This window comes from Hymenobacter antarcticus (assembly GCF_039539545.1).
GTDB classification, from domain to species: Bacteria; Bacteroidota; Bacteroidia; order Cytophagales; family Hymenobacteraceae; genus Hymenobacter; species Hymenobacter antarcticus.
The window spans coordinates 1-19,387 of sequence record NZ_BAABDI010000027.1; the positions used below are offsets into that span (position 1 = coordinate 1).

The 19,387-nt window shown below is 60.1% G+C and carries 17 protein-coding genes and 1 pseudogene; 15 read left to right on the forward strand and 3 right to left on the reverse strand.

Translation table 11 applies throughout. The features are described from left to right. Together ABD819_RS21575 and ABD819_RS16420 are read left to right on the forward strand one after the other, a co-directional pair. Nucleotides 1-106, forward strand: a pseudogene (locus ABD819_RS21575) (IS982 family transposase); the annotation flags it as partial. A 155-nt stretch (nucleotides 107-261) separates the two neighbouring features. Beyond that, nucleotides 262-1,260 carry an AAA family ATPase gene (locus tag ABD819_RS16420; protein WP_345126004.1) on the forward strand — a complete coding sequence of 333 codons (999 nt, stop codon included), beginning with the start codon at nucleotides 262-264 and terminating at the stop codon, nucleotides 1,258-1,260. A 78-nt stretch (nucleotides 1,261-1,338) separates the two neighbouring features. Here the strand turns inward: ABD819_RS16420 and ABD819_RS16425 are convergent, their stop codons facing one another. The 3 genes from ABD819_RS16425 to ABD819_RS16435 all read right to left on the reverse strand — a co-directional run bounded on the left by ABD819_RS16425 (nucleotide 1,339) and on the right by ABD819_RS16435 (nucleotide 6,176). Then, nucleotides 1,339-4,035, reverse strand: a complete 2,697-nt coding sequence (locus ABD819_RS16425) for a T9SS type A sorting domain-containing protein (RefSeq protein WP_345126006.1) — start codon at nucleotides 4,033-4,035, stop codon at nucleotides 1,339-1,341. 162 nt (nucleotides 4,036-4,197) lie between these two features. After that, nucleotides 4,198-5,226: a tRNA 2-selenouridine(34) synthase MnmH gene (mnmH, locus tag ABD819_RS16430; RefSeq protein ID WP_345126008.1), complete on the reverse strand. Its 1,029-nt coding sequence runs from the start codon at nucleotides 5,224-5,226 to the stop codon at nucleotides 4,198-4,200. Between the two features lie 236 nt (nucleotides 5,227-5,462). Then, nucleotides 5,463-6,176, reverse strand: a complete 714-nt coding sequence (locus ABD819_RS16435) for a pyridoxine 5'-phosphate synthase (RefSeq protein WP_345126010.1) — start codon at nucleotides 6,174-6,176, stop codon at nucleotides 5,463-5,465. A 143-nt stretch (nucleotides 6,177-6,319) separates the two neighbouring features. Between ABD819_RS16435 and ABD819_RS16440 the strand changes: the two genes are divergently transcribed. The 13 genes from ABD819_RS16440 to ABD819_RS16500 all read left to right on the forward strand — a co-directional run bounded on the left by ABD819_RS16440 (nucleotide 6,320) and on the right by ABD819_RS16500 (nucleotide 19,342). Continuing rightward, a complete protein-coding gene (locus ABD819_RS16440) occupies nucleotides 6,320-7,330 on the forward strand; it encodes a hypothetical protein (protein WP_345126013.1) in 1,011 nt (336 codons plus the stop codon). 37 nt (nucleotides 7,331-7,367) lie between these two features. Further along, nucleotides 7,368-7,829, forward strand: coding sequence for a GatB/YqeY domain-containing protein (locus tag ABD819_RS16445; RefSeq protein WP_345126014.1), 462 nt, complete (start codon nucleotides 7,368-7,370; stop codon nucleotides 7,827-7,829). A gap of 144 nt (nucleotides 7,830-7,973) precedes the next feature. After that, nucleotides 7,974-8,501: a CvpA family protein gene (locus ABD819_RS16450; protein ID WP_345126016.1), complete on the forward strand. Its 528-nt coding sequence runs from the start codon at nucleotides 7,974-7,976 to the stop codon at nucleotides 8,499-8,501. A gap of 233 nt (nucleotides 8,502-8,734) precedes the next feature. Further along, entirely contained in the window at nucleotides 8,735-9,331 is a 597-nt protein-coding gene (locus tag ABD819_RS16455) for an anthranilate synthase component II (protein WP_345126019.1), read from the forward strand. Nucleotides 9,332-9,342: 11 nt separating this feature from the next. Beyond that, nucleotides 9,343-10,125, forward strand: coding sequence for an alpha/beta fold hydrolase (locus ABD819_RS16460; RefSeq protein ID WP_345126113.1), 783 nt, complete (start codon nucleotides 9,343-9,345; stop codon nucleotides 10,123-10,125). 135 nt (nucleotides 10,126-10,260) lie between these two features. Next, nucleotides 10,261-10,935, forward strand: a complete 675-nt coding sequence (locus tag ABD819_RS16465; RefSeq protein WP_345126020.1) for a CBS domain-containing protein — start codon at nucleotides 10,261-10,263, stop codon at nucleotides 10,933-10,935. A gap of 15 nt (nucleotides 10,936-10,950) precedes the next feature. Then, on the forward strand, nucleotides 10,951-12,402 hold the full coding sequence (locus ABD819_RS16470) for a BamA/TamA family outer membrane protein (RefSeq protein WP_345126023.1): 1,452 nt from the start codon (nucleotides 10,951-10,953) through the stop codon (nucleotides 12,400-12,402). Between the two features lie 81 nt (nucleotides 12,403-12,483). Beyond that, nucleotides 12,484-13,377 carry an NAD kinase gene (locus tag ABD819_RS16475; protein WP_345126025.1) on the forward strand — a complete coding sequence of 298 codons (894 nt, stop codon included), beginning with the start codon at nucleotides 12,484-12,486 and terminating at the stop codon, nucleotides 13,375-13,377. Between the two features lie 139 nt (nucleotides 13,378-13,516). Continuing rightward, the gene (locus ABD819_RS16480) at nucleotides 13,517-14,425 is read left to right on the forward strand and encodes a DUF6089 family protein (protein ID WP_345126026.1); all 909 of its coding nucleotides are present in this window, start codon (nucleotides 13,517-13,519) and stop codon (nucleotides 14,423-14,425) included. 46 nt (nucleotides 14,426-14,471) lie between these two features. After that, complete coding sequence (porG, locus tag ABD819_RS16485) at nucleotides 14,472-15,227, forward strand: type IX secretion system protein PorG (protein ID WP_345126028.1); 756 nt, start codon at nucleotides 14,472-14,474, stop codon at nucleotides 15,225-15,227. Nucleotides 15,228-15,359: 132 nt separating this feature from the next. Then, complete coding sequence (gene uppS, locus ABD819_RS16490; RefSeq protein ID WP_345126030.1) at nucleotides 15,360-16,106, forward strand: undecaprenyl pyrophosphate synthase; 747 nt, start codon at nucleotides 15,360-15,362, stop codon at nucleotides 16,104-16,106. A 9-nt stretch (nucleotides 16,107-16,115) separates the two neighbouring features. After that, on the forward strand, nucleotides 16,116-18,620 hold the full coding sequence (gene bamA, locus ABD819_RS16495) for an outer membrane protein assembly factor BamA (RefSeq protein ID WP_345126031.1): 2,505 nt from the start codon (nucleotides 16,116-16,118) through the stop codon (nucleotides 18,618-18,620). A gap of 38 nt (nucleotides 18,621-18,658) precedes the next feature. Next, complete coding sequence (locus ABD819_RS16500) at nucleotides 18,659-19,342, forward strand: OmpH/Skp family outer membrane protein (protein ID WP_345126033.1); 684 nt, start codon at nucleotides 18,659-18,661, stop codon at nucleotides 19,340-19,342. The last annotated feature ends 45 nt before the right edge of the window (nucleotides 19,343-19,387 follow it).

The window sequence follows — 19,387 nt, forward strand, 5'->3', positions numbered from 1 at the left end:
CACGGCCCGCTTTCCCAAGCAAATTCATGCCGTTACGGCCCAAGGTTTCTTCCTCAAAATCGTCCTCTTCATCTTTGTGCACGCCCTCGACCAAGCCGGCATATAGTCCGCAACTTGGGTTAGCTAAGCGCTGAAGAGGCCAGGTGTAAAATTTGGGGCGGAAGCCCAACACAGCCATTACAACGGATGAAACTCCTCGCAAAAAGCCCGCGCATTATCGTTATGCCTACCTTGCGCCGGTTGTTTTGCCCCTCGCTGCCTATGTCACCTGCCTCCGACGCCTCCGCTACACCGGCCACTCCCGTCGACTACCATCCCCTCATTCGCCAGGTATTTGCCGAGATGGGCAAGGTGGTAGTGGGCCAGCAGCCGCTGCTCACCCGCCTGCTCATCGGCCTGTTCACCGGCGGGCACATCCTGCTCGAAGGCGTGCCGGGTCTGGCCAAAACCCTCACTATCTCCACCCTGGCCAAGGTGCTGCACCTGCATTTTCAGCGGGTGCAGTTCACCCCCGACCTGCTGCCTTCCGACCTGGTGGGTACCATGATTTACAACCAGAACCAGTCGGTGTTCGAAGTGAAAAAAGGGCCGATTTTCGCCAACCTCGTGCTGGCCGACGAGATAAACCGCTCGCCGGCCAAGGTGCAGAGCGCCCTGCTCGAAGCCATGCAGGAAAAGCAGGTTACCATCGGCGAGATTACCTACCCGCTCGACCTGCCCTTTCTGGTGCTGGCCACCCAAAACCCCGTGGAGCAGGAAGGTACCTACCCGCTGCCCGAGGCCCAGGTCGACCGCTTCATGCTGAAGGTCCACGTCGACTACCTCAAAAAGGCCGATGAGCTGGAAGTGATGCGCCGCATGGCCAACCTCAGCTTCGTGGAAGACGTGCAGCCCATTCTGACCAAAGAAGACATTTTCGGCATCCGGCAGCAAATCAATCAGGTGCAGATTTCCGATACGCTGGAGAAATACCTCATCGAGCTGGTATTTGCCACGCGCCGCCCGGCCGACTACGACCTGCCCGAGTTTGCCCAGGCCGTGCAGTTTGGGGCCAGCCCGCGGGCCAGCATCGCCCTGCACCGCGCCTCCAAAGCCGTGGCCTACCTCGAAGGCCGCGACTACGTGCTGCCCGAAGACATCAAGGAAGTAGCCGCCGATGTGCTCAACCACCGCATTCTGCTCACCTACGAGGCCGAGGCCGACGGCATCCGGACCCAGGACTTGATTGAGGCCATCCTGCGCAAGGTGCCCATCAGCTGACGCGGAGGGCGGCAGGGACATAAAAAAGGGGCTGACCATGCGGTCAGCCCCTTTTTTATGGGTGAAGGTGGCAGGAGCTTACTCCACTACCACGCGCTTCACCACGAGGTCGTTGCCCGACTTGAGGGTGAGCGAGTACACGCCGGCGGCGAGGCTGCTCACGTCGAAGGTCGTGGTGCCGGTGGCGCTCAGCGCGCGCGTTTGCACCACCTGGCCCAGGGCATTGCTGAGCGTGGCCGAAGCCGTGCGCAGGTTGCCAGCCGGCACGCTGAGCTGGAAGCTCTGGTGCGCGGGGTTGGGGTACAGGCCCACGGTAGCGGCGAGGGCAGCGTTCTGAGTGGCCGAAATCACGCGCAGCTGCACGTTATCGAAGCCCAGGTCGTTGTTGCCGAAATCGGAAGTAGCCTGGAAGCGAATCACGGTAGTAGCGGAAGTGCTGTTGATAGCCACCGTTTTGGCCGTGAACGTGGTGTTGACTGTGGCCGTCAGGATGGGCGTAGCGCTGAAGGTGGTGCCACCGTCGGTGCTCACAAATACATCCAGCTTGTCGGCGCCGGTGGAGTTGATGTAGTCAAAGCTGAGGGTTTTGGTCCCCACGGCACTCATGTTCACATACATATCGAGCCGGCCCTGCAAGCCAGCGGCGCTGCCGTAGCTGTGGAAACGGGCCGAGCGGGCACCGGTGCTGAAACGGGTATTATAGACGTTCAGAGTCGGGTCGTTATCATCAAGGAGGAAGCGCCAGTTGGCCGAGGCACCGTCGTCATCCCGACGGAACGAGTTGTCGCCCGTAGTGGGCGAGTTGCGCCAGTTGGCAGCCGGAGCATCGCGGGTACCGCCCACGCTGAGCCACGTCGTCTCGAAGTCCTGAACGTAAGGCAGCGGGGCGAAGGCGGGCGGAGCAACCGGCGTAGTGAAGGTGGCAGTAGCGGGGCCGGAGGTCAGGCCGGCGGCGCAGTTCGTAATCACGCGTACGGTGTAGGCAGTGCCGGGCGTCAGGCCGGTGAGCACCACCGGCGAGGCCGTGGGTGCGGGCGTGACGGTGGTGGCCGTGCCGCCGGCGGGCGTATACGTCACGGTGTAGCTGGTGCCGCTGGCCGGAGCCGTGAAGCTAATGCTGGCCCCGGTGGCGGTGATGCTGCCCACGGCCAGGGCCGTTACGGTGCCACAGGGCGAGGGCGCGCTCAAGCCCACTTCCAGCGCCAGGCGCGTACGCAGGGCGGTCGTATTCACGAGGGCGAACGGACTGCCGGGTACCTGGAAATAGAACGTAGCCGGGCGAAGCGGGTCTTCGAGCTGATAGGCCAGAACAACGTTGTTGTCCAGCTCCTTGATGGCCACGAAAAAGTCGCCGGCGGGTACGGAAATGCTCGGGACGGGGATGACGACGGTACCGGAAGCGCCGGGGCGGGTTTGCGTCGGCGAGGTGTACAGAACAGTTCCGGGGGTACCACCGGTGCCACCGGCGTTATAGAGCTGCACCTGGTAGGTGGTGTTGGCATTGCCCGCGCCAACGAACGTAGCCGACACGCTGCTGACCGTAGCTGCCTGCGTGAGGGTATAGCGAGCGGCCAATACGCCATCGGCCTGACCTACGCCCACGCCGGCGGTGAATAGCGGCTGGGAGCTGTCGATGAAGGACAGGCTGGCGGCCGTTACGTCCTGCGAGTAGGTCTTTGAGTTGTTCGTCGCCAGGTCGTCGGTGTTCGGGATGGAGGCGGTGACCACGTTGGTGCCCGTGGTACCGGTAACGGGATACGAGAACGTTAGCGTGGTGGAGGCCCCGGAAGCTAGGGAGGCCACTGTTTGCGTGGTGCTGTAGGGGGTAGCGCCGGTCACGGTGAAGGTCACGACCAGGTTGGTCTGGGCTGCGTTGCCCGGATTGGCTACCACCACTTGCGCCGTTACGGGCGAAGAGTAGACGCTCGATACTTTGCCCAGCGTGAAGAGGCCGGCTACTGCGGCATCATTGGCCAGGTTGGGGCCAAAGCGGTAAGTGCGGCCCGCGTCGGCGGTTGCCGCCTGGCGGATGTTGTGCGTGTTGCCGGTATAGTCGCCAGCGGCGAACGTGGCCGCCGACCAGGCCTGGGTCGACCCTTTGGTGATGGTTGTTGAAGCCGCCGCCGAGTTGCCCTTGATGCCCACCGCCACGGTGTGGAAGTTATTGCCTACGGTGTTGGCCACCGTTGGGCCGTACACGAATTCAATCTGGCCGTTCTCGTAGAGCTTGGCCTGAAACGAGAAGTTCAGGAACTGGGTCGCGATGGTGCTGGCTTTGTCCTGCACGTTGGTCCACTGAATGGTGGTAACGCGGCTGCCCGCCACCCCGGTCGTGGCCACCTGGTAGCCCGTGCCCGCCACCGAGCCGGCCGTCAGGTCCACGGCAAATGGCATAATCAGGTTAACGTCGGCCGGGTCGGTGCTGGCGATGGGGCCCGCCGTGGCCGCCTGCGGTGCGGTGTAGAACAGGGCGGCCGACGAAGGCGCGGCCGCGCCCAGCCGAATGAAGCCGTTCGTGTTCAGCACAAACTGCGTGAAAGCCGTGCCGTTGTAGTTGAACGTAAACCCAATGGGCGTCGCGCCCGAGTTGGCATCGTCGGTGTTGGCCGTGGTAATAGCCGTGCCCGTGGTGGCGATGGACGTGAAGGTACCGGCTACGTTTGCCGTATTACCCAGGCTGTAGCCCGGTGCTTGGGCCTGTGCGGCGAACGGCAGCAGCAGCGCCGGCAGCCACCGGCTTGCCCGCTTCAGGCGGGTATGTAAGGTTGTTAACATGAACGTTGGGGAAAAGTGGAAAATAGAAAAATGAAAAAAGGGGTGAAAAACTGAATTCGTTATTACCGCCGTCCCGGGCATAAAGCTGAAATCTGCGAGCAAATTACGACACTTGCTCCTAAACCCCGCACATATCCGTTGGCTGGTGGCAACAGACGTGACTTAAGTGGTCAAAGTTGCGGCCATTTGCAGTAGGGTTGCGGCGTTGGCCGCCGCATCGCAGCTGGCTACGGGCACAAAGGTGCGGGGCGGCTCCTCGGGCCGGGGCGCCAGGCCGTAGGTGTACGTCTTGTCGTAATAATCGAGCACCAGCTCCACCATCAACGGAAAGTCACCGGCTTCCACGGCTGCCAGGGCCTGCTTGGTGGCCAGGCCGCCCAGGCGCTTTTGCAGGCGCTCGATGGAAGCGGCCAGCTCGGCGGGGGCTTCGGCTCCGTATTCGGCGGCCAGCTTGGCTACGCGGGCGGCGCGGGGCACTTCCAGCACCCAGCGCGGCGCGGCCCGCATCTGAGCAAACAAAGCCGGCGGAATGGTGAGCCGGCCAATCTGCCGGCTTTCGTCCTCCACCCAAATGGGCGCATCGGTGGGCAGGGCGGCCAGGGCGGCGGCCAGGTTGTTTTCGAACTGCTCCTGCGTGGGCTGCGCCGGCTGCCCAATGGCCCCGAAGGCCGAGCCCTTGTGGTTGGCCAGGCCTTCCAGGTCGAGTACGTGCTGGCCGGGCTCGGCGGCCAGGGCGTGCAGCACGTCGGTTTTGCCGCTGCCCGTGAGGCCGCCCAGCACCCGCCACTGCCGGGGCTCGGCAAACGAAGCCAGCACGGCCCGCCGGTAGTCCTTGTAGCCGTGGTCGAGCAGGTGAACTTTGAAGCCCGCTAGCTCCAGCAGCCACAGCACCGCGCCGCTGCGCATGCCGCCGCGCCAGCAGTGCAGCCGCACTTGCTTGCCCGGCACCAGCTTCTGGGCCAGCTTCACCATTGCCGACATTTTCGGCCCGAAAAACTCTAAGCCCAGGTGCACGGCCCGGTCCTGGCTCATCTGCTTATAGGTAGTGCCAATGCGCGCCCGCTCCTCATCCGTAAATAGCGGCAGGTTGAGGGCACCCGGTACGTGGCCCTGCGCAAACTCGATGGGGGCCCGCACGTCGAGAATGGGGTAGGAGAGGGTATCAAATTCGGGTAGGGAATGGCGGGGCATGGCGGGGCGGTTCGTGGTATTTGCTTTGTGTGAAGAACGTTTGGTAGGCCCGCCATCGGTGGCGGGTCCCTCTGCAAGACTCTTGCGCGACACCCTGACACCGTCAGACACCTATGCAAGAGTCCTCTATGATACCCTGATGTCGTCAGGCACTAATGCAAGAGTCCTGTATGATACCCTGACGCCATCAGGCACCGATGCAAGTCTTTTGCATGGCCCGCCTGCGTTGGGCAGACCTATTTCAATTGTCTTTTATACAGCTGCACCGTGTTTTCGAGGCCCAGGTACAGCGCATCGCACACCAGGGCGTGGCCAATGCTGACTTCGGCCAGCTCGGGTAGCTGCTGGTGCAGCCAGGCCAGGTTGTCAAGGTCGAGATCGTGGCCGGCATTCACGCCCAGGCCCAGCTGGCCGGCGCGGGCGGCGGCGGCGCGGTAGGGGGCCACGGCGGCTTCGCGGTCGGCGAGGTACTGCGCGGCGTAGGCTTCGGTGTAGAGCTCAATGCGGTCGGTGCCAGTCGTGGCGGCAGCTTCCACCAGGGCCAGGTCGGGGTCGAGGAAGATGCTCACGCGGCAGCCCAGGCCTTTGAGCTCAGCCACGATGTCGCGCAGGAATTGCTGGTGCGTAATCACGTCCCAGCCCGCATTGGAGGTAATGGCCTCGGGCGCGTCGGGCACCAGGGTCACCTGCTCGGGGCGCACTTCGCGGCACAGGGCCAGAAAATCGGGGGTGGGGTTGCCCTCCACGTTCAGCTCGGTGGTCACGACGCCCTTCAAATCGCGCACATCCTGGTAGCGGATGTGGCGCTCGTCGGGGCGCGGATGCACCGTGATGCCTTCGGCCCCGAACCGCTCAATATCGCGGGCGGCTTGCAGGATATCGGGGCGGTTGTGGCCCCGGGCATTGCGCAGGGTGGCCAGTTTGTTGATGTTGACGCTGAGCTTGGTCACGGCAGTAGGGGGGAGTAAGAAGTTTGGGAAAGCATAACCGGCAGCCGGCAACATCGGCCGGTTGCCGTAGCTTCGGGGCGAAATTACGCCCGTTGTCGCCCCTGTCCGGGGGCAAGGTCCTTGTTATGACGAATCCTTCCTCCATGCCTGTTCGGCTACGGCCGGTGCTGGCATTTGCCATGCTGTTTTTACTGGTGGCAGGCATCGAACATGCCATTGTGCGGCTGCCTGCGTTTCCGCGACAGCCGGCCCTGTCGTGGGCCGTGCTGTTCGACGTGCTGGTGGGATTACCGCTGTTGTTCTACGTCCTGCTGCTGCGCCGCTACCGGCTGTCGCCCTTAGTGCTGGGGACCGTGGTCGCTGCCTGCCTGGCGCTGGCCTACTGGCTATTGCCCGCGCCGCAATGGCCCTCGCAGGCACTGCTCCGGCTGTTGCCCATTGGTCTCGAAGGCCTCACGCTATTGGCCATAGCCATCCGGGGCCGCGCACTGTTGCGAGCCTACCGGGCCGCCGGGGCACACGAAACCCGGCCATTACCCCGCTTGCGGCTGGCCGCCGGTCAGGTATTGGGTGTAGCTGGTGTGCTGCTGGTAGCCGAACTCGATATGCTGCGCTACGCCCTGCTGGGCTGGTGGGAGCCCGTGCCGGCTACCCCGCCGGGCGCGGCCGCCTTCGCCAGCCATCGCGAGTCGGGCTTTGGGGCTTTGCTGGGAATCGCCTGTTTTGGCCTTTTGATTGAAAGCGCCGCCCTGCACCTACTGGTGCGGATGTGGAGCCCGGTGGCCGCCGGCTGGCTGCTCGTGGCCGATGCGTACGTGTCGCTGCTGTTCATTGCCCACGGCCATGCTGTCCGGTTGCAGCCCACCGTGCTCACCGCCGATGAGCTGCTGGTGCGGGTTGGGTTTTTCTGGCACGTCGCGGTGCCGCGTGGCGGCTGGTCCACCGCCGAGCTGCTGCGGGGAGACTTCACGGCTGATGCCGAGACCCTGAACCTGGCTCGCCCCCTGCTGGTGGCTCCCAATGTAATGCTGACCTTTGCGGCCTCAGTAATCGTGACCGGGCCGTACGGTATCCGCCGCCAAGCTCGCCGTTTGGCCCTGTATCTCGACCACCCCATAGTCCTGCTGGACGCATTATCTGTCACTCACTCCTGAATTTTTACCTGCGCTAACCCGCTTACTTTTCTTTCCCATGCTCAAAACCACCCTCGACGCCGCCATCAAGCAGGCCATGCTCGCCAAAGACAAAGTGCGGCTTACCACCCTGCGCAGCCTCAAATCGCAAATCATGCTGGCCGAAACCGCCGAAGGAGCCAGCGCCGCCGGCCTCACGCCCGAAGCCGAGCTCAAGCTCCTCAACAAAGCCGCCAAGCAGCGCCGCGACGCCGCCGCCATCTACAACGAGCAGTTCCGCTCCGACCTGGAAGAAAACGAGTTGGCCGAGCTGGCCATCATCGAGGAATACCTGCCTGCCCAGCTCTCCGAAGCCGACCTGGTGGAGAAGCTCGTCCACATCATTCAGCGCGTGGGTGCCACCGGCCCCTCCGACCTGGGCAAGGTGATGGGCGTGGCCGCCCGCGAGCTTTCCGGCCAGGCCGACGGCAAGCGCATCTCCGACGTTATCAGCCACTTGCTAAACAACACCAATCTGTAAGGGCTGGTGAGTTGCTAGTTAAAAGAACGTCATGCTGAGCGGAGCCGAAGCATTTCTACCGCGAAGAGTAACTAAATACTATTGCGGTAGAGATGCTTCGACTCCGCTCAGCATGACGTTCCATATTCTTCCCCATTCAAACCCATGACGGCTCTCGATATCCTGTTGCTGCTGCCGCTGGGCGTGGGAGCCGTGAAGGGCTTTCGGCGCGGGCTGGTGCTGGAGGTGGTGTCGTTGCTGGCGTTTGTGCTGGCCGTGGTGGGCGGGCTGAGTCTGCTTTCGGCGGCCGTGCCGCTGGTGCGGCATTACGTGGGCGATGCCTTTGGCCTGCTGCCGCTGGTGTCGTTCGCGCTGGTGTTCGTGGCCATTATGTGGGGGGTGCACCTGCTCGGCGGCCTGCTCAAAACGGCCGTGCACCTCACCCCGCTGGGCGTGCTGGATAACCTGCTGGGCGGCGCGGCCGGCGTGTTGAAATGGGTGCTGGGCCTGAGCCTGCTGCTGCACGGCACCGGGCTGGCCGGCCTGAGCCTGCTGTCGCCCAACCTGATTACGGGCTCGCAGGTGCTGCCCATCGTGCAGCAGGCCACGCCGCTGGCGCTGCAAATTACCGGCTACGTGCTGCCCTTCGCGCAGGACCTGCTGGTTAAGATAAAAACCGCTTTCGTGAAATAATGATGAGTGTTGAATCAGAAGCTACGAGTTGAAATTGTGACTAGAGCAGTTTCCGAATCAGTGTACATTTTTAAAAACAGTTAAACGTTGAGAGTTAAAAGTTAAAACCCAATACGTCTGATTTTTAACTTTTAACTCTCAACTTTTAACTCTGTACATGGACTTGGAAACCGCTGTAATAGCCACGCCTAGAACCCAACTCAACCCTCAAAAATCAAAACTCAGCCCCGCCGATGCGCCTGCTGCTGCTCGACAACTTCGACTCCTTCACCTTCACGCTGGCCGACTACCTCCACCAGCTCGGAGCCGAGGTAACGGTGCGCCGCAACGACGTGTCCCTGGCCGGGCTGCAAGTGCCCGGGTTCGATGGCATCGTGCTTTCGCCCGGCCCCGGCACCCCCGCCCAGGCGGGCGTGATGCCGGCCGTCATCCGGGAATACCATCAGCACAAGCCCATGCTGGGCGTGTGCCTGGGCCACCAGGCGCTGGGCGAGTTCTTTGGGGGCACCGTGGCCCGGGCGGTGCGGCCCATGCACGGCAAAGTATCCGAGATGCACTGCGACACCACTGAGCCGCTGTTTGCGGGCTTGCCCGCCACGCAGGCAGTCACGCGCTACCACTCCCTGGTGGTGCAGGAGCCGTTGCCGCCGGTGCTGCTGCCGCTGGCGCATACAATGGGCCCGCAGCCCGAGCTTATGGCCCTGCGCCACCGCACCTTGCCGCTCTACGGGGTCCAGTTTCATCCCGAAGCCTTGCTTACCCCGCACGGGCTGGCAATTTTGGGCAATTGGCTCCGGTGTTGTATTATTGCCAAAACCGCCGGGAATTGAAGAGAAACGAGATGGAATTGCGCCGCCAGCACCAGCACGGGTACGAGTTTGTGGATGAGGGCCAGGGCCCGGTGCTGCTGCTGCTGCATGGCCTTTTCGGAGCCCTCAGCAACTGGCACGACGTCGTGCGCGAGTTCGCGACCGACCACCGCGTTATCATTCCCCTGCTCCCGGTCTACGACATGCCCCTGGCCCAGGCCGGCGTGCCCGGCCTGGTGGCTTATGTTGAAGGATTTGTGGCGGCTGTGGGCCTGCCGCCGACTTTCACCGTGCTGGGCAACTCGCTGGGTGGCCACATCGCGCTGGTCTACACGCTCAAAAATGCCCGCCGCGTCAGCCGCCTCGTCCTCACGGGCAGCAGCGGCCTGTTCGAAGACAGCATGGGCGGCTCTTTCCCTAAGCGCGGCAACTACGCCTACGTGCAGGAACGGGTCGGCTACACGTTCTACGACCCCACCGTGGCCACGCAGGAGCTGGTCGATGAAGTATTCAACGTCACCAATTCCAACTCCAAGTGCCTGCGCATCATTGCCATCGCGCGCTCAGCGCAGCGGCACAACCTGAGCAAGGAGCTGGCCAAAATCACGGTGCCCGTGCTGCTGGTCTGGGGTCTGAATGATACCATTACGCCGCCGCCGGTGGCCCACGAGTTTGCCCGCCTGCTGCCCCACGCCGAGCTGCGCTTCCTCGACCACTGCTGCCACGCGCCCATGATGGAGCGGCCGGCGGGTTTCAATGCCTACCTGCGCCGGTTTTTGCGTACTACCGAAGCGGCCCCTGCCCTTGTGGCCTAAAAACCGGTTATCATTTCACCGGCCCGATTGTTGTTCGCCAATCCTGCACCGCTTGCTGGTGATATTTTATGCCTTTCCCCCATTATTTCCATCACCTCGTTCGTTACCCACCCGCCGCTTATAACTGAAAAGAATATGCCCGCCCTGCTCGCCGAAGACTTACTCAACGAAATGATTCCGCCCCTGAAGGGCACCGATTCGGCGGGCAAAGCGGCGCGCTGGCTCGATGAGTTTCACGTGGCCCAGCTGCCCGTGCTCGACAACCGGAAGTACCGGGGCCTCGTCACCGAAGCCGACCTGGCCGATTTCGACGACCCCGAAACGCCACTCTCCGAGCTGCCCCTGGGCTACGCCGAAGCCTACGTGCGCCCCGACCAGCACTTCTACCGCGTGATGGAGCTGGCCATTGAAAATAAAATTCAGCTGGTGCCCGTCGTCGATGAGCGGCACGAGTATGCCGGCGTGGTCACCATCGCCGATGCGCTGGCCGCCTTTGGGCAGCAGCCGGCCGGGGGGCAGGGCGGCATCATCGTCCTCACCATGGAGGAGCGGGACTATTCCCTCACCCAAATCAGCCGCTACGTCGAAGAGAATAACGCCAAAATCATCAGTGCCCACGTGGCGCAGGATGAAGTCGACCCCCGCCGCATTCGCCTCACCATCAAGCTGAACACCGAAAACCTGGCTCGTATAACGGCCACGCTCGAGCGGTTCGGCTACGTCGTAACGGCTCAGTTCAGCGGGACTGCCGTGGTCAACGAAGACGAGCAGGAGCGCTACGACGCCTTGTTGCGCTACCTGAGCGTGTAACCGCTGGTGATAGCAGTGATTTTATTGTCGTTACGGGTGTTGCTGGCCGGTTGGGGCGTGGCGCAGGTGCCGGCCGATACCCTGCCGCGCCCGTTGCGGCCGGTAGTAGCTCCTTCCGATACCCTGGTCCGCATCGTGCCGTGCCCCGGCATCGAGCGGGCGGCGGTGGGCACGATAATTTTCGCGGGTAATGCCGTCACCAGGGAGCGAATTCTGCGGGCCGAGCTCGATTTCCACGAAGGCGACACCCTGACCCTGGCCGACCTCCCGGCCCGTCTCGAAGCCAACCGCCGCCGCCTGTTCAACCTGCAGCTGTTTCACGCGGTGGTGGTGCAGGCCAGCTGTTCCGGGCCGCGGCTGCTCATTGTGTTTGGGGTGCAGGAGCGGTGGTACACCTTCCCGGTGCCCATCCTCTCGCTGGCCGACCGCAACCTGCGCTCCTGGCTCGACCGCTCCGACCGCTGGCAGCGCATCGACTACGGCATTCACCTCACCCGCACCAACTTCCGGGGGCGCAACGAGCAGATTACCGCTAATCTCCAGCTGGGCTTCAACCGCAAGTACGAGCTGTTCTACGAAGTGCCCGGCCTGGGGCACCGCCGCCGCATCGGCTTCGGGGTAGGGGGCTCCTTCTACCAAAGCCGCACCCTCGATTACCAAACCCTGGCCGACCGCCTCGTGCCCCTGCGCACCGATAATGGCTTCCCCATTCAGCGGTTCTACGTCACGGGCGGGCTGCGCCTTCGCCAAACAGTGCAGGCGCTCACGGCATTTGACGTGTCGTACCACCGCGAGCAGATTACGGACTCCGTCAACTACTCCAACCCCGATTACTATCAGGGCCGCACTCAGCGCGAGTACCTGGCCTTCAGCCTCACCAGCACCCGCAACCAGCGCAACACCTTTGCTTATCCGCTCACCGGCCAGTATGCCCAGGCCACGCTTGCGCATCGGGTTTTTCTGGATGGCACCACGCCCAGCCTCACCACCCTACGCCTGAGCTACGCCCGTTACCTGGCCCTGGGCCACGGCTTCTACTACAGCGCAGGCGTTATCGGTCTGGCCCGCCTCACCCGGCACCTGGCCTATGCCGACGCCCGCGCCCTGGGCTACGACGACCTTGTGCGGGGCTACGACGAGTACGTAATCGACGGCCGCCACTACGGCCTGGTGAAGCAAGGCGTGTCCTACCGCTTGTTTCAGCCTCCGCCCATTCGCCTCGAAACCGTCGAGAACCCAAAGGTGAATACCATTCCGTTGGCCCTCTACCTCAATATCTTTGCTGATGCCGGCTACGTCGCCACGCCCACATCCATCACTCAAAACCGCCTTCCCAACCATTTGCTGAGTGCTATCGGCCTCGGCCTGCATCTCGTCACGTTCTACGACCGGGTGTTCACCGCCGAGTACACCCTGAACGGATTGGGCCAGACAGGCTATTTTTTCCGGGCCGAATTCCCGATTTAGCAGGTCGCTACCGCCGGTTCGGTTATTTATTTGTTACCTGACTCCCCGTTGGGGTTCTGTAATTCGCATCCTTTCCTCCGCATGAAAATCGCCATTCTCGGCAAACCTTTCGACGACGAAGCCGCTCCGGCCATTCAGGCCCTGCTCGACGACCTGGCCGCTCGCGGGGCCGATGTGCGCATCGGCGAATCCTTTCGCACGTTCCTCGACAACCGGCTGCGCCTGCCCGAAGGCACCACCGAGTTCCGGCGCGGCGACTCGTTGCGGGGCGTGCAGTTCGTGCTCAGCATTGGCGGCGACGGCACCCTGCTCGATACCGTCACCTACGTGGGTAGCCTCCAAATCCCCATTCTGGGCATTCACACCGGCCGGCTCGGCTTCCTGGCCACCATCACCCCCGACCGCATTGCCCAGGCCATTGATGCCCTCTACAAAGGCCATTTCAACATTGAAGAGCGCAGCCTGATTCGTGTCGACACCGACCCGGACGTATTCGGCAGCCTCAATTTTGGTCTCAACGAGTTCAGTGTGCTCAAGCGCGATACCTCGTCCATGATTGTCGTTCACACGTACATCGACGGCGAATACCTGAATTCCTACTGGGCCGATGGCCTGGTAGTAGCTACTCCTACGGGTTCCACCGGCTATTCGCTCAGTTGCGGCGGGCCGGTTATGCTGCCCCAGACAAACAATTTTATCATTGCTCCCGTATGTCCCCACAATTTGAACGTGCGCCCACTCGTGGTGTCGGACCAAAGCGTGATTTCCTTCGAAATTGAAGGTCGTAGTACGAGCTACATGCTCGCCCTCGATTCGCGCTCCATGCCCGTAGAAGCCTCCGTTCAAATTGCCGTTCGCCGCGAAACATTCAATGCTCGTCTGGTAAAACTCAACCACGTTAACTTTCTCAGTACCTTGCGAAATAAGCTTAATTGGGGCCTGGACCGCCGAAATCCGGCCGGAATCCAGTTGTAGCTGCTGATGAGTTTGTTGAAAAAAACCCTGAAAGTTTTTTTAGTTCCCAATACAGCCCTACTTTTGTCACCGTCTGAAACTGCGCTTTCCCTGCACTGACTTCAACCTTCGAACCTCGCATCCTCATTTTCGTTGCCTTATGAAAAATATTTTCACCTATTCCACGGCCTTTGTGCTCGGCTTGGCCCTGGTGGCTACGCCGGAAGCAGATGCCCAGCAGTTCAGCAAGCGGAAGCAGTACAACTCTGTTGGCTTCAGCCTTAATGCAATGAACTATTTCGGCGACGTAGTACCGGTTACGAACTTCACGAGCTTTCGCTTAGGTGCTACTCGCGTTGGTGCTGGTGTATCCATCACCCGCCGTTTCTACCCGCGCCTGTCTGGCCGGTTTGGCCTGTCATACGGCCGTATCTCGGGCGATGACTCCAAGGCAGCTGACCCGAATGACCCGGATGCCCGTTTCCGCTACAACCGGAACTTCACCTTCCGCAATGATATCTTGGAAGCTTCAGCGGTTGCCATTTTTGACCTCGTCGAAAACCGCAACAATTACCTCAAGCGTCCTGACTTCGTGCCTTACGTTTTTGCAGGGGTAGCTGGTTTCTACCACAACCCTAAGGGCCTTGTAGGTGACAACGCGCCCGCCAGCTTGGTAAAAGGCTCTTACGTAGCCTTGGCTGACCTCAAAACCGAAGGTCAAGCATCCGCCTATGGGCAGACGCAGTTTGCAATTCCTTTCGGTGGTGGTATTCGCTACCGCATCAACCGGAACTTCGATGCCAGTCTGGAAATTGGATGGCGCAAAACATTCTTCGATTATTTGGATGACGTAGGAGGTAAATATGCTCCTGTTGCTAGCTTGAGTACAGATGCACAGCGCTATTTCGGCAACGGCATTACGAGAAGCCAGACGGGTGATTTTACGAGTTTTACTGCTCCTACCAGCCAGCGCGGCGACAAGGGTAATAAAACCGACTGGTACATCGTTACCGGTGTCACGCTGAACTATATCTTGACGCCCCGCATCAAGAATCCTAAATTCCGCTAGCCAGCGGCCGCTGGCTGAGTATCTTTCCCTTAGTCAGTTAGCTTAAATGATAAACTTCGGTTTCAATAGCGCACTCCTCGTTTGCCTCGTGCAAGCGGGGAGTGCTTTTTTTTGCACCTCGGTGCATGCTCAGAACACCAGCGAAATTGGAATCGGCCTTGGAGCCACCAATTACCGGGGCGAGATTTCGCCGGAATATCAGTTGCAGAATAACCGACCGGCGTTCACGGTCTTTTATCGCAAGGATATATCGGTGCCTATCACCCTGCGGGGAGGCTTCACGGCGGGCCTGCTCCGGGCCGATGATGGCAATGTCACTGGTTCGACGGGGGTAGTGCCGCCCCTGCAAAACTACCGGCAGGCCAACACCAAGGGTAGCCTGCTGGAAGCTTCGGCCGTGATGGAGTATAACTTCATGGACTATCACTACCGCACGGATAAAATTCATTTCACGCCCTACCTCTTTATTGGAGTCGCGGGTTTCTATGCAAACACTACTACCGTTACTAACAACCCGGCACTCGGGAGCGGTTTCAACCGGGAAGGGGCCACGCTGGGCTTTGCCATACCGGCTGGCGTGGGGTTCAAATATGCGCTGTCTGAGCACATCAATCTCGGCTTGGAGGTGGGAGTGCGCAAAACTTTTACCGACCAGCTCGACCACTTGTCGGAGCAAGACCCGCTCCTGGTGAATATCCACGACCAGGACTGGTATTATTATAATGGGCTGAGCCTGTCCTACACATTCTTTAAAATCAGGTGCCCTGACCAATATAAGAAGAATAAGAGGCTGCTAAAGTAGTAGTTAGCTGTGTTGCTGTTGCGTGAGTGCGGCAGCCCTGCGCCCGGTGCTACGTCGAACGGGCGTGTTGTGTACGGCCGCTAAATGCAACCATTTCCGTAACTTGCGGGCTCTTTTAGCAAAACCGTAAGGATGACCGGCCAAGCCGAAATAGACACTCTTAATATTCCCGCCCACGTAGCCGTCATTATGGATGGCAACGGGCGCTGGGCAAAGCAGCGGGGCGGCCTGCGCGTATTCGGGCATCAAAGTGCCATCACGGCCGTGCGCGAAACCGTGGAGGAAGCGGCCCAACTCGGGGTGCGCTACCTGACGCTGTATGCTTTCTCGACCGAAAACTGGAATCGGCCGAAGTTGGAAGTGATGGCGCTGATGCAACTATTGGTGCATACCATCCGGCAGGAAACAGCCACGTTGCTGAAGAACAGTATCCGGCTGGAAGCCATTGGCGACATCAGTACGTTGCCAGGTAACTGCCAGCGGGAACTGGCTGAGGCAATGGAGCTTACCAAAGACGGTGCCCGCATGACCCTGGTACTGGCACTTAGTTACAGCGGCCGTTGGGACCTGACCCAGGCGGCCAAACGAATGGCCACCGATGTAGCCACTGGGACCCTCAAGCCGGCTGATGTAACGGAGGCAACGGTAGCGAGCTATCTGGTAACGGCTAAGATGCCGGACCCGGCACTACTCATTCGCACCAGTGGCGAGCAACGGATTAGCAACTTCTTATTGTGGCAATTGGCTTATACTGAGCTATATATCACTGATTTGCTGTGGCCGGACTTTCGGAAGGAACATTTTCAAGACGCCATTCGAGCCTATCAGCGCCGGGAGCGCCGATTTGGCAAAACCAGTGAGCAAATCACTGTATCTTAAATCTTTGTAATGATTATCGTGCGTAATTTATTTGTGAAGCTGGTGCTGACTCTTGCGGTACTGGGTGGGTTGGTAAGCCACCCGGCGCAGGCTCAGGAGGAGCCTAAAAAATACGAGTTGGGCGGAATCACGGTTAGCGGAGCCCGCTACCTCGACCCCAATACCCTCATCGGCCTGACGGGCCTGCGGGTAGGGGATGCCATCACCGTGCCGGGCGAAGAAATTGGTAAATCCATTCGCAAATTGTGGGCGCAGGGGATTCTGGGCGACGTGAGCGTAACCATTGCCCGCATCGAGGGCACCAAGATTTTTCTGGACTATAACCTGAAGGAGCGGCCCCGGCTGTCCAAATTCACCTTCACCGGTATCCCCAAAGGTCAGACGGAGGATTTGACCAAGAAAATTACCCTGATTCGTGGCAAAGTGGTGACCGATGCACTACTGAACAATACCCGGACTCAAGTGCGTAAGTTTTACGTGAATAAGGGGTACCTTGATGCAAAAGTGAATATTATGCAGGTGGCGGACTCATCCTTGTCCAACAGCGTGGCGCTACGGATTGATGTGGACAAGGGTTCGAAAGTCCGCATTTATAACATCGCGTTTGAGGGTAATAAGGCGTTTTCGGACCGCAAGCTCAAAGGCAAGCTGAAGAAAACCAAAGAGCGGAAACCCTATAAATTCCTTACGCCGGGCAAGTTCCAGAAGAGCGAGTACGAGAACGACAAAAAGAGCTTACTCGAATTCTACAACGCGGAGGGCTATCGCGACGCGACCATCATGAGCGACACGCTGGTGCGCGATGAGAAAGGCCTGGCTCTGACTATTAATGTAGACGAAGGCCCGAAGTACTACTTCCGCCACATTACCTGGAACGGCAACTATCTCTACGATGACAAGACGCTGGCCAACGTGCTGGGCATCAAGCCGGGCAGCCCCTACAGCAAGGAAACGCTGGATAAGCGCCTGAACTACAACCCCACGGGCCAGGATATTTCTTCGCTCTATCTTAACGACGGCTACCTGTTTTTCACCATCGACCCGGTGGAAACCAAGGTCGAAGGCGACTCGATTGACATTGAGATGCGCCTGAGCGAAGGCGTGCAGGCTCACATCAAGGACATCAACATCTCGGGCAACACCAAGACCAGCGACCACGTGCTGCGCCGCACCCTGCGCACGCTGCCCGGCGACAAGTTCAACCGTGAACTATTGATTCGCTCACAGCGCGAGATTGCCACGCTGGGCTACTTCGACCCGGAGAAAATTGGCATCAACCCCATTCCTAACCCGGTCGACGGCACGGTTGATATCAACTATACGGTGGTTGAAAAACCGTCGGACCAGGTGACGCTGTCGGGTGGTTGGGGTGGTTTCGCGGGCTTTATCGGCACGGTGGGCCTGGTGTTCAACAACTTCTCGCTGCGCAAAGCCGGCACGCTCCGCAACTGGACGCCGGTGCCCTCCGGCGACGGCCAGCGCCTGGCCCTGAACGTGCAGGCCAATGGGGTGCAGTATCAGGCTTACTCACTCTCCTTCACGGAGCCCTGGCTGGGTGGCCGTCGGCCGAACTCTTTCTCGTTCAGCCTCAACCACAGCATTCAGCGGGCCGGTACCAGCCTGGATGCTTCCACCAGCAGCTTTATCAAGGTGAACAGTGCCACGGTGGGCCTGGGCCGCCAGCTGCGCGTGCCGGATGACTACTTCACGCTGAGTAACTCGCTGTCGGTGAGCCAGTACCAGACGCAGAATTATGCGCTGCTGCCGGGCTTTACTTCGGGCTTCGCTACGAACATTACGCTGAACACGACCCTGGCTCGTAACAGCATTGACAACCCGACTTACACGCGTCGTGGCTCGGCGCTGAGCCTGAGCCTGAACCTGACGCCGCCGTACTCCCTGCTGAACCCCGACCACCCCAATTCGATGCAGCTGATTGAATTCCACAAGTGGATGTTCGATGCCTCGTGGTTCACCCCCATCGTTGGCAAGCTGGTGCTGAATACCCGGGCCCACTTTGGCTACCTTGGTAACTACAATTCTGACCGCCAGATTGGGCCGTTCGAACGATTTAAGATGGGTGGCGCGGGCCTTGGCAACAACGGGGGCGGCAACTTCCTGGTGGGTACCGACTTTGTGGGCCTGCGGGGGTACGACGACCCCAATAGTGCCTTCGCCATTCCCACGGCCCAGGCTAACCAGGCCGGTGGCATTGCTTTCAACAAATACGTGCTGGAAATGCGCTACCCGGTTAGCCTCAACCCCGCCGCCACGGTGTACGTGCTGGCCTTCGCCGAAGCCGGCAACTCCTACGACTCCTATAAGAACTATAATCCCTACAAGCTGTACCGCTCGGCGGGCGTCGGTGCCCGGATTTTCATGTCGGCCTTTGGCTTGCTGGGCTTTGACTACGGTTATGGTTTCGACCCGGTGGTGCCCCAGCCAGGTACAGCGACGGGCACCAAACAGGAGTTTGGGAAGTTCCACTTCATCATCGGCCAGCAAATTCGCTAGTAGGGCACTAGTGGGCAGGTTTTCACGTTTCTCCCAGTATGATGAATCTTAGTGGTCGGCTGCTGGCCTTATTATTGCTTTTCGTTGCTTCAGGTGCCCAGGCCCAGAAGTTCGGGTGGGTTGACTCGGAGTTTATCATGGCGAAAATGCCGGAATATGCGAAGGCTCAGCAGGAACTGAACGTGATGTCAGACACCTGGCAGAAGGAAATTGAAGCCCAGCGCAAGGACCTGGAAAAGCTGCACCGCAACTACCAGGCGGAAGAAGTAGTGCTGACCGAGGCCATGAAAAAGAAGCGGCAGGATGAAATTCTGACCAAGGAGCAGGAAATCAAGCTGTATCAGAACAAGCAGTTTGGCTACGAAGGCCAGCTGTTTAAAAAACGCCAGGAACTGAATAAGCCGGTACAGGATAAAGTTTTTGAAGCAGTAGAGAAGGTGGCCAAGAAGAAACAGCTGGCTGTGCTCTTCGACAAGTCGGGCGACCTGACCATGCTCTACACCAACCCTGCCCACGATTACACCGAATTTGTGCTGGAAGAGCTTGGCCTGGGGGCCGAAGACCGCAACCAGCCCGGCCCGAAAGGCGCCGTGAAAACAGTAGCCCCACCCAAAACACCGGTCGACCCCAACTTCGAGTCCGACTCGGGCGCTTCCGAGTCGATTGTAAATCCTAAATCGGCGACTAAGCCAGCGCGCCCAACCAAGAAGCGCACGAAGTAATTACCTTTGTCCCAACATTTTTCTGACCCTTTTTCTTTTTGATGA

What these genes read in the sequence shown, in the direction of transcription:
- ABD819_RS16420 (WP_345126004.1), top strand. Translation starts at nt 262, where the DNA reads ATGTCACCTGCCTCCGACGCCTCCGCTACACCGGCCACTCCCGTCGAC.
- ABD819_RS16425 (WP_345126006.1), bottom strand. Translation starts at nt 4,035, where the DNA reads ATGTTAACAACCTTACATACCCGCCTGAAGCGGGCAAGCCGGTGGCTG.
- mnmH (WP_345126008.1), bottom strand. Translation starts at nt 5,226, where the DNA reads ATGCCCCGCCATTCCCTACCCGAATTTGATACCCTCTCCTACCCCATT.
- ABD819_RS16440 (WP_345126013.1), top strand. Translation starts at nt 6,320, where the DNA reads ATGCCTGTTCGGCTACGGCCGGTGCTGGCATTTGCCATGCTGTTTTTA.
- ABD819_RS16445 (WP_345126014.1), top strand. Translation starts at nt 7,368, where the DNA reads ATGCTCAAAACCACCCTCGACGCCGCCATCAAGCAGGCCATGCTCGCC.
- ABD819_RS16450 (WP_345126016.1), top strand. Translation starts at nt 7,974, where the DNA reads ATGACGGCTCTCGATATCCTGTTGCTGCTGCCGCTGGGCGTGGGAGCC.
- ABD819_RS16455 (WP_345126019.1), top strand. Translation starts at nt 8,735, where the DNA reads ATGCGCCTGCTGCTGCTCGACAACTTCGACTCCTTCACCTTCACGCTG.
- ABD819_RS16460 (WP_345126113.1), top strand. Translation starts at nt 9,343, where the DNA reads ATGGAATTGCGCCGCCAGCACCAGCACGGGTACGAGTTTGTGGATGAG.
- ABD819_RS16465 (WP_345126020.1), top strand. Translation starts at nt 10,261, where the DNA reads ATGCCCGCCCTGCTCGCCGAAGACTTACTCAACGAAATGATTCCGCCC.
- ABD819_RS16475 (WP_345126025.1), top strand. Translation starts at nt 12,484, where the DNA reads ATGAAAATCGCCATTCTCGGCAAACCTTTCGACGACGAAGCCGCTCCG.
- ABD819_RS16480 (WP_345126026.1), top strand. Translation starts at nt 13,517, where the DNA reads ATGAAAAATATTTTCACCTATTCCACGGCCTTTGTGCTCGGCTTGGCC.
- porG (WP_345126028.1), top strand. Translation starts at nt 14,472, where the DNA reads ATGATAAACTTCGGTTTCAATAGCGCACTCCTCGTTTGCCTCGTGCAA.
- uppS (WP_345126030.1), top strand. Translation starts at nt 15,360, where the DNA reads ATGACCGGCCAAGCCGAAATAGACACTCTTAATATTCCCGCCCACGTA.
- bamA (WP_345126031.1), top strand. Translation starts at nt 16,116, where the DNA reads ATGATTATCGTGCGTAATTTATTTGTGAAGCTGGTGCTGACTCTTGCG.
- ABD819_RS16500 (WP_345126033.1), top strand. Translation starts at nt 18,659, where the DNA reads ATGATGAATCTTAGTGGTCGGCTGCTGGCCTTATTATTGCTTTTCGTT.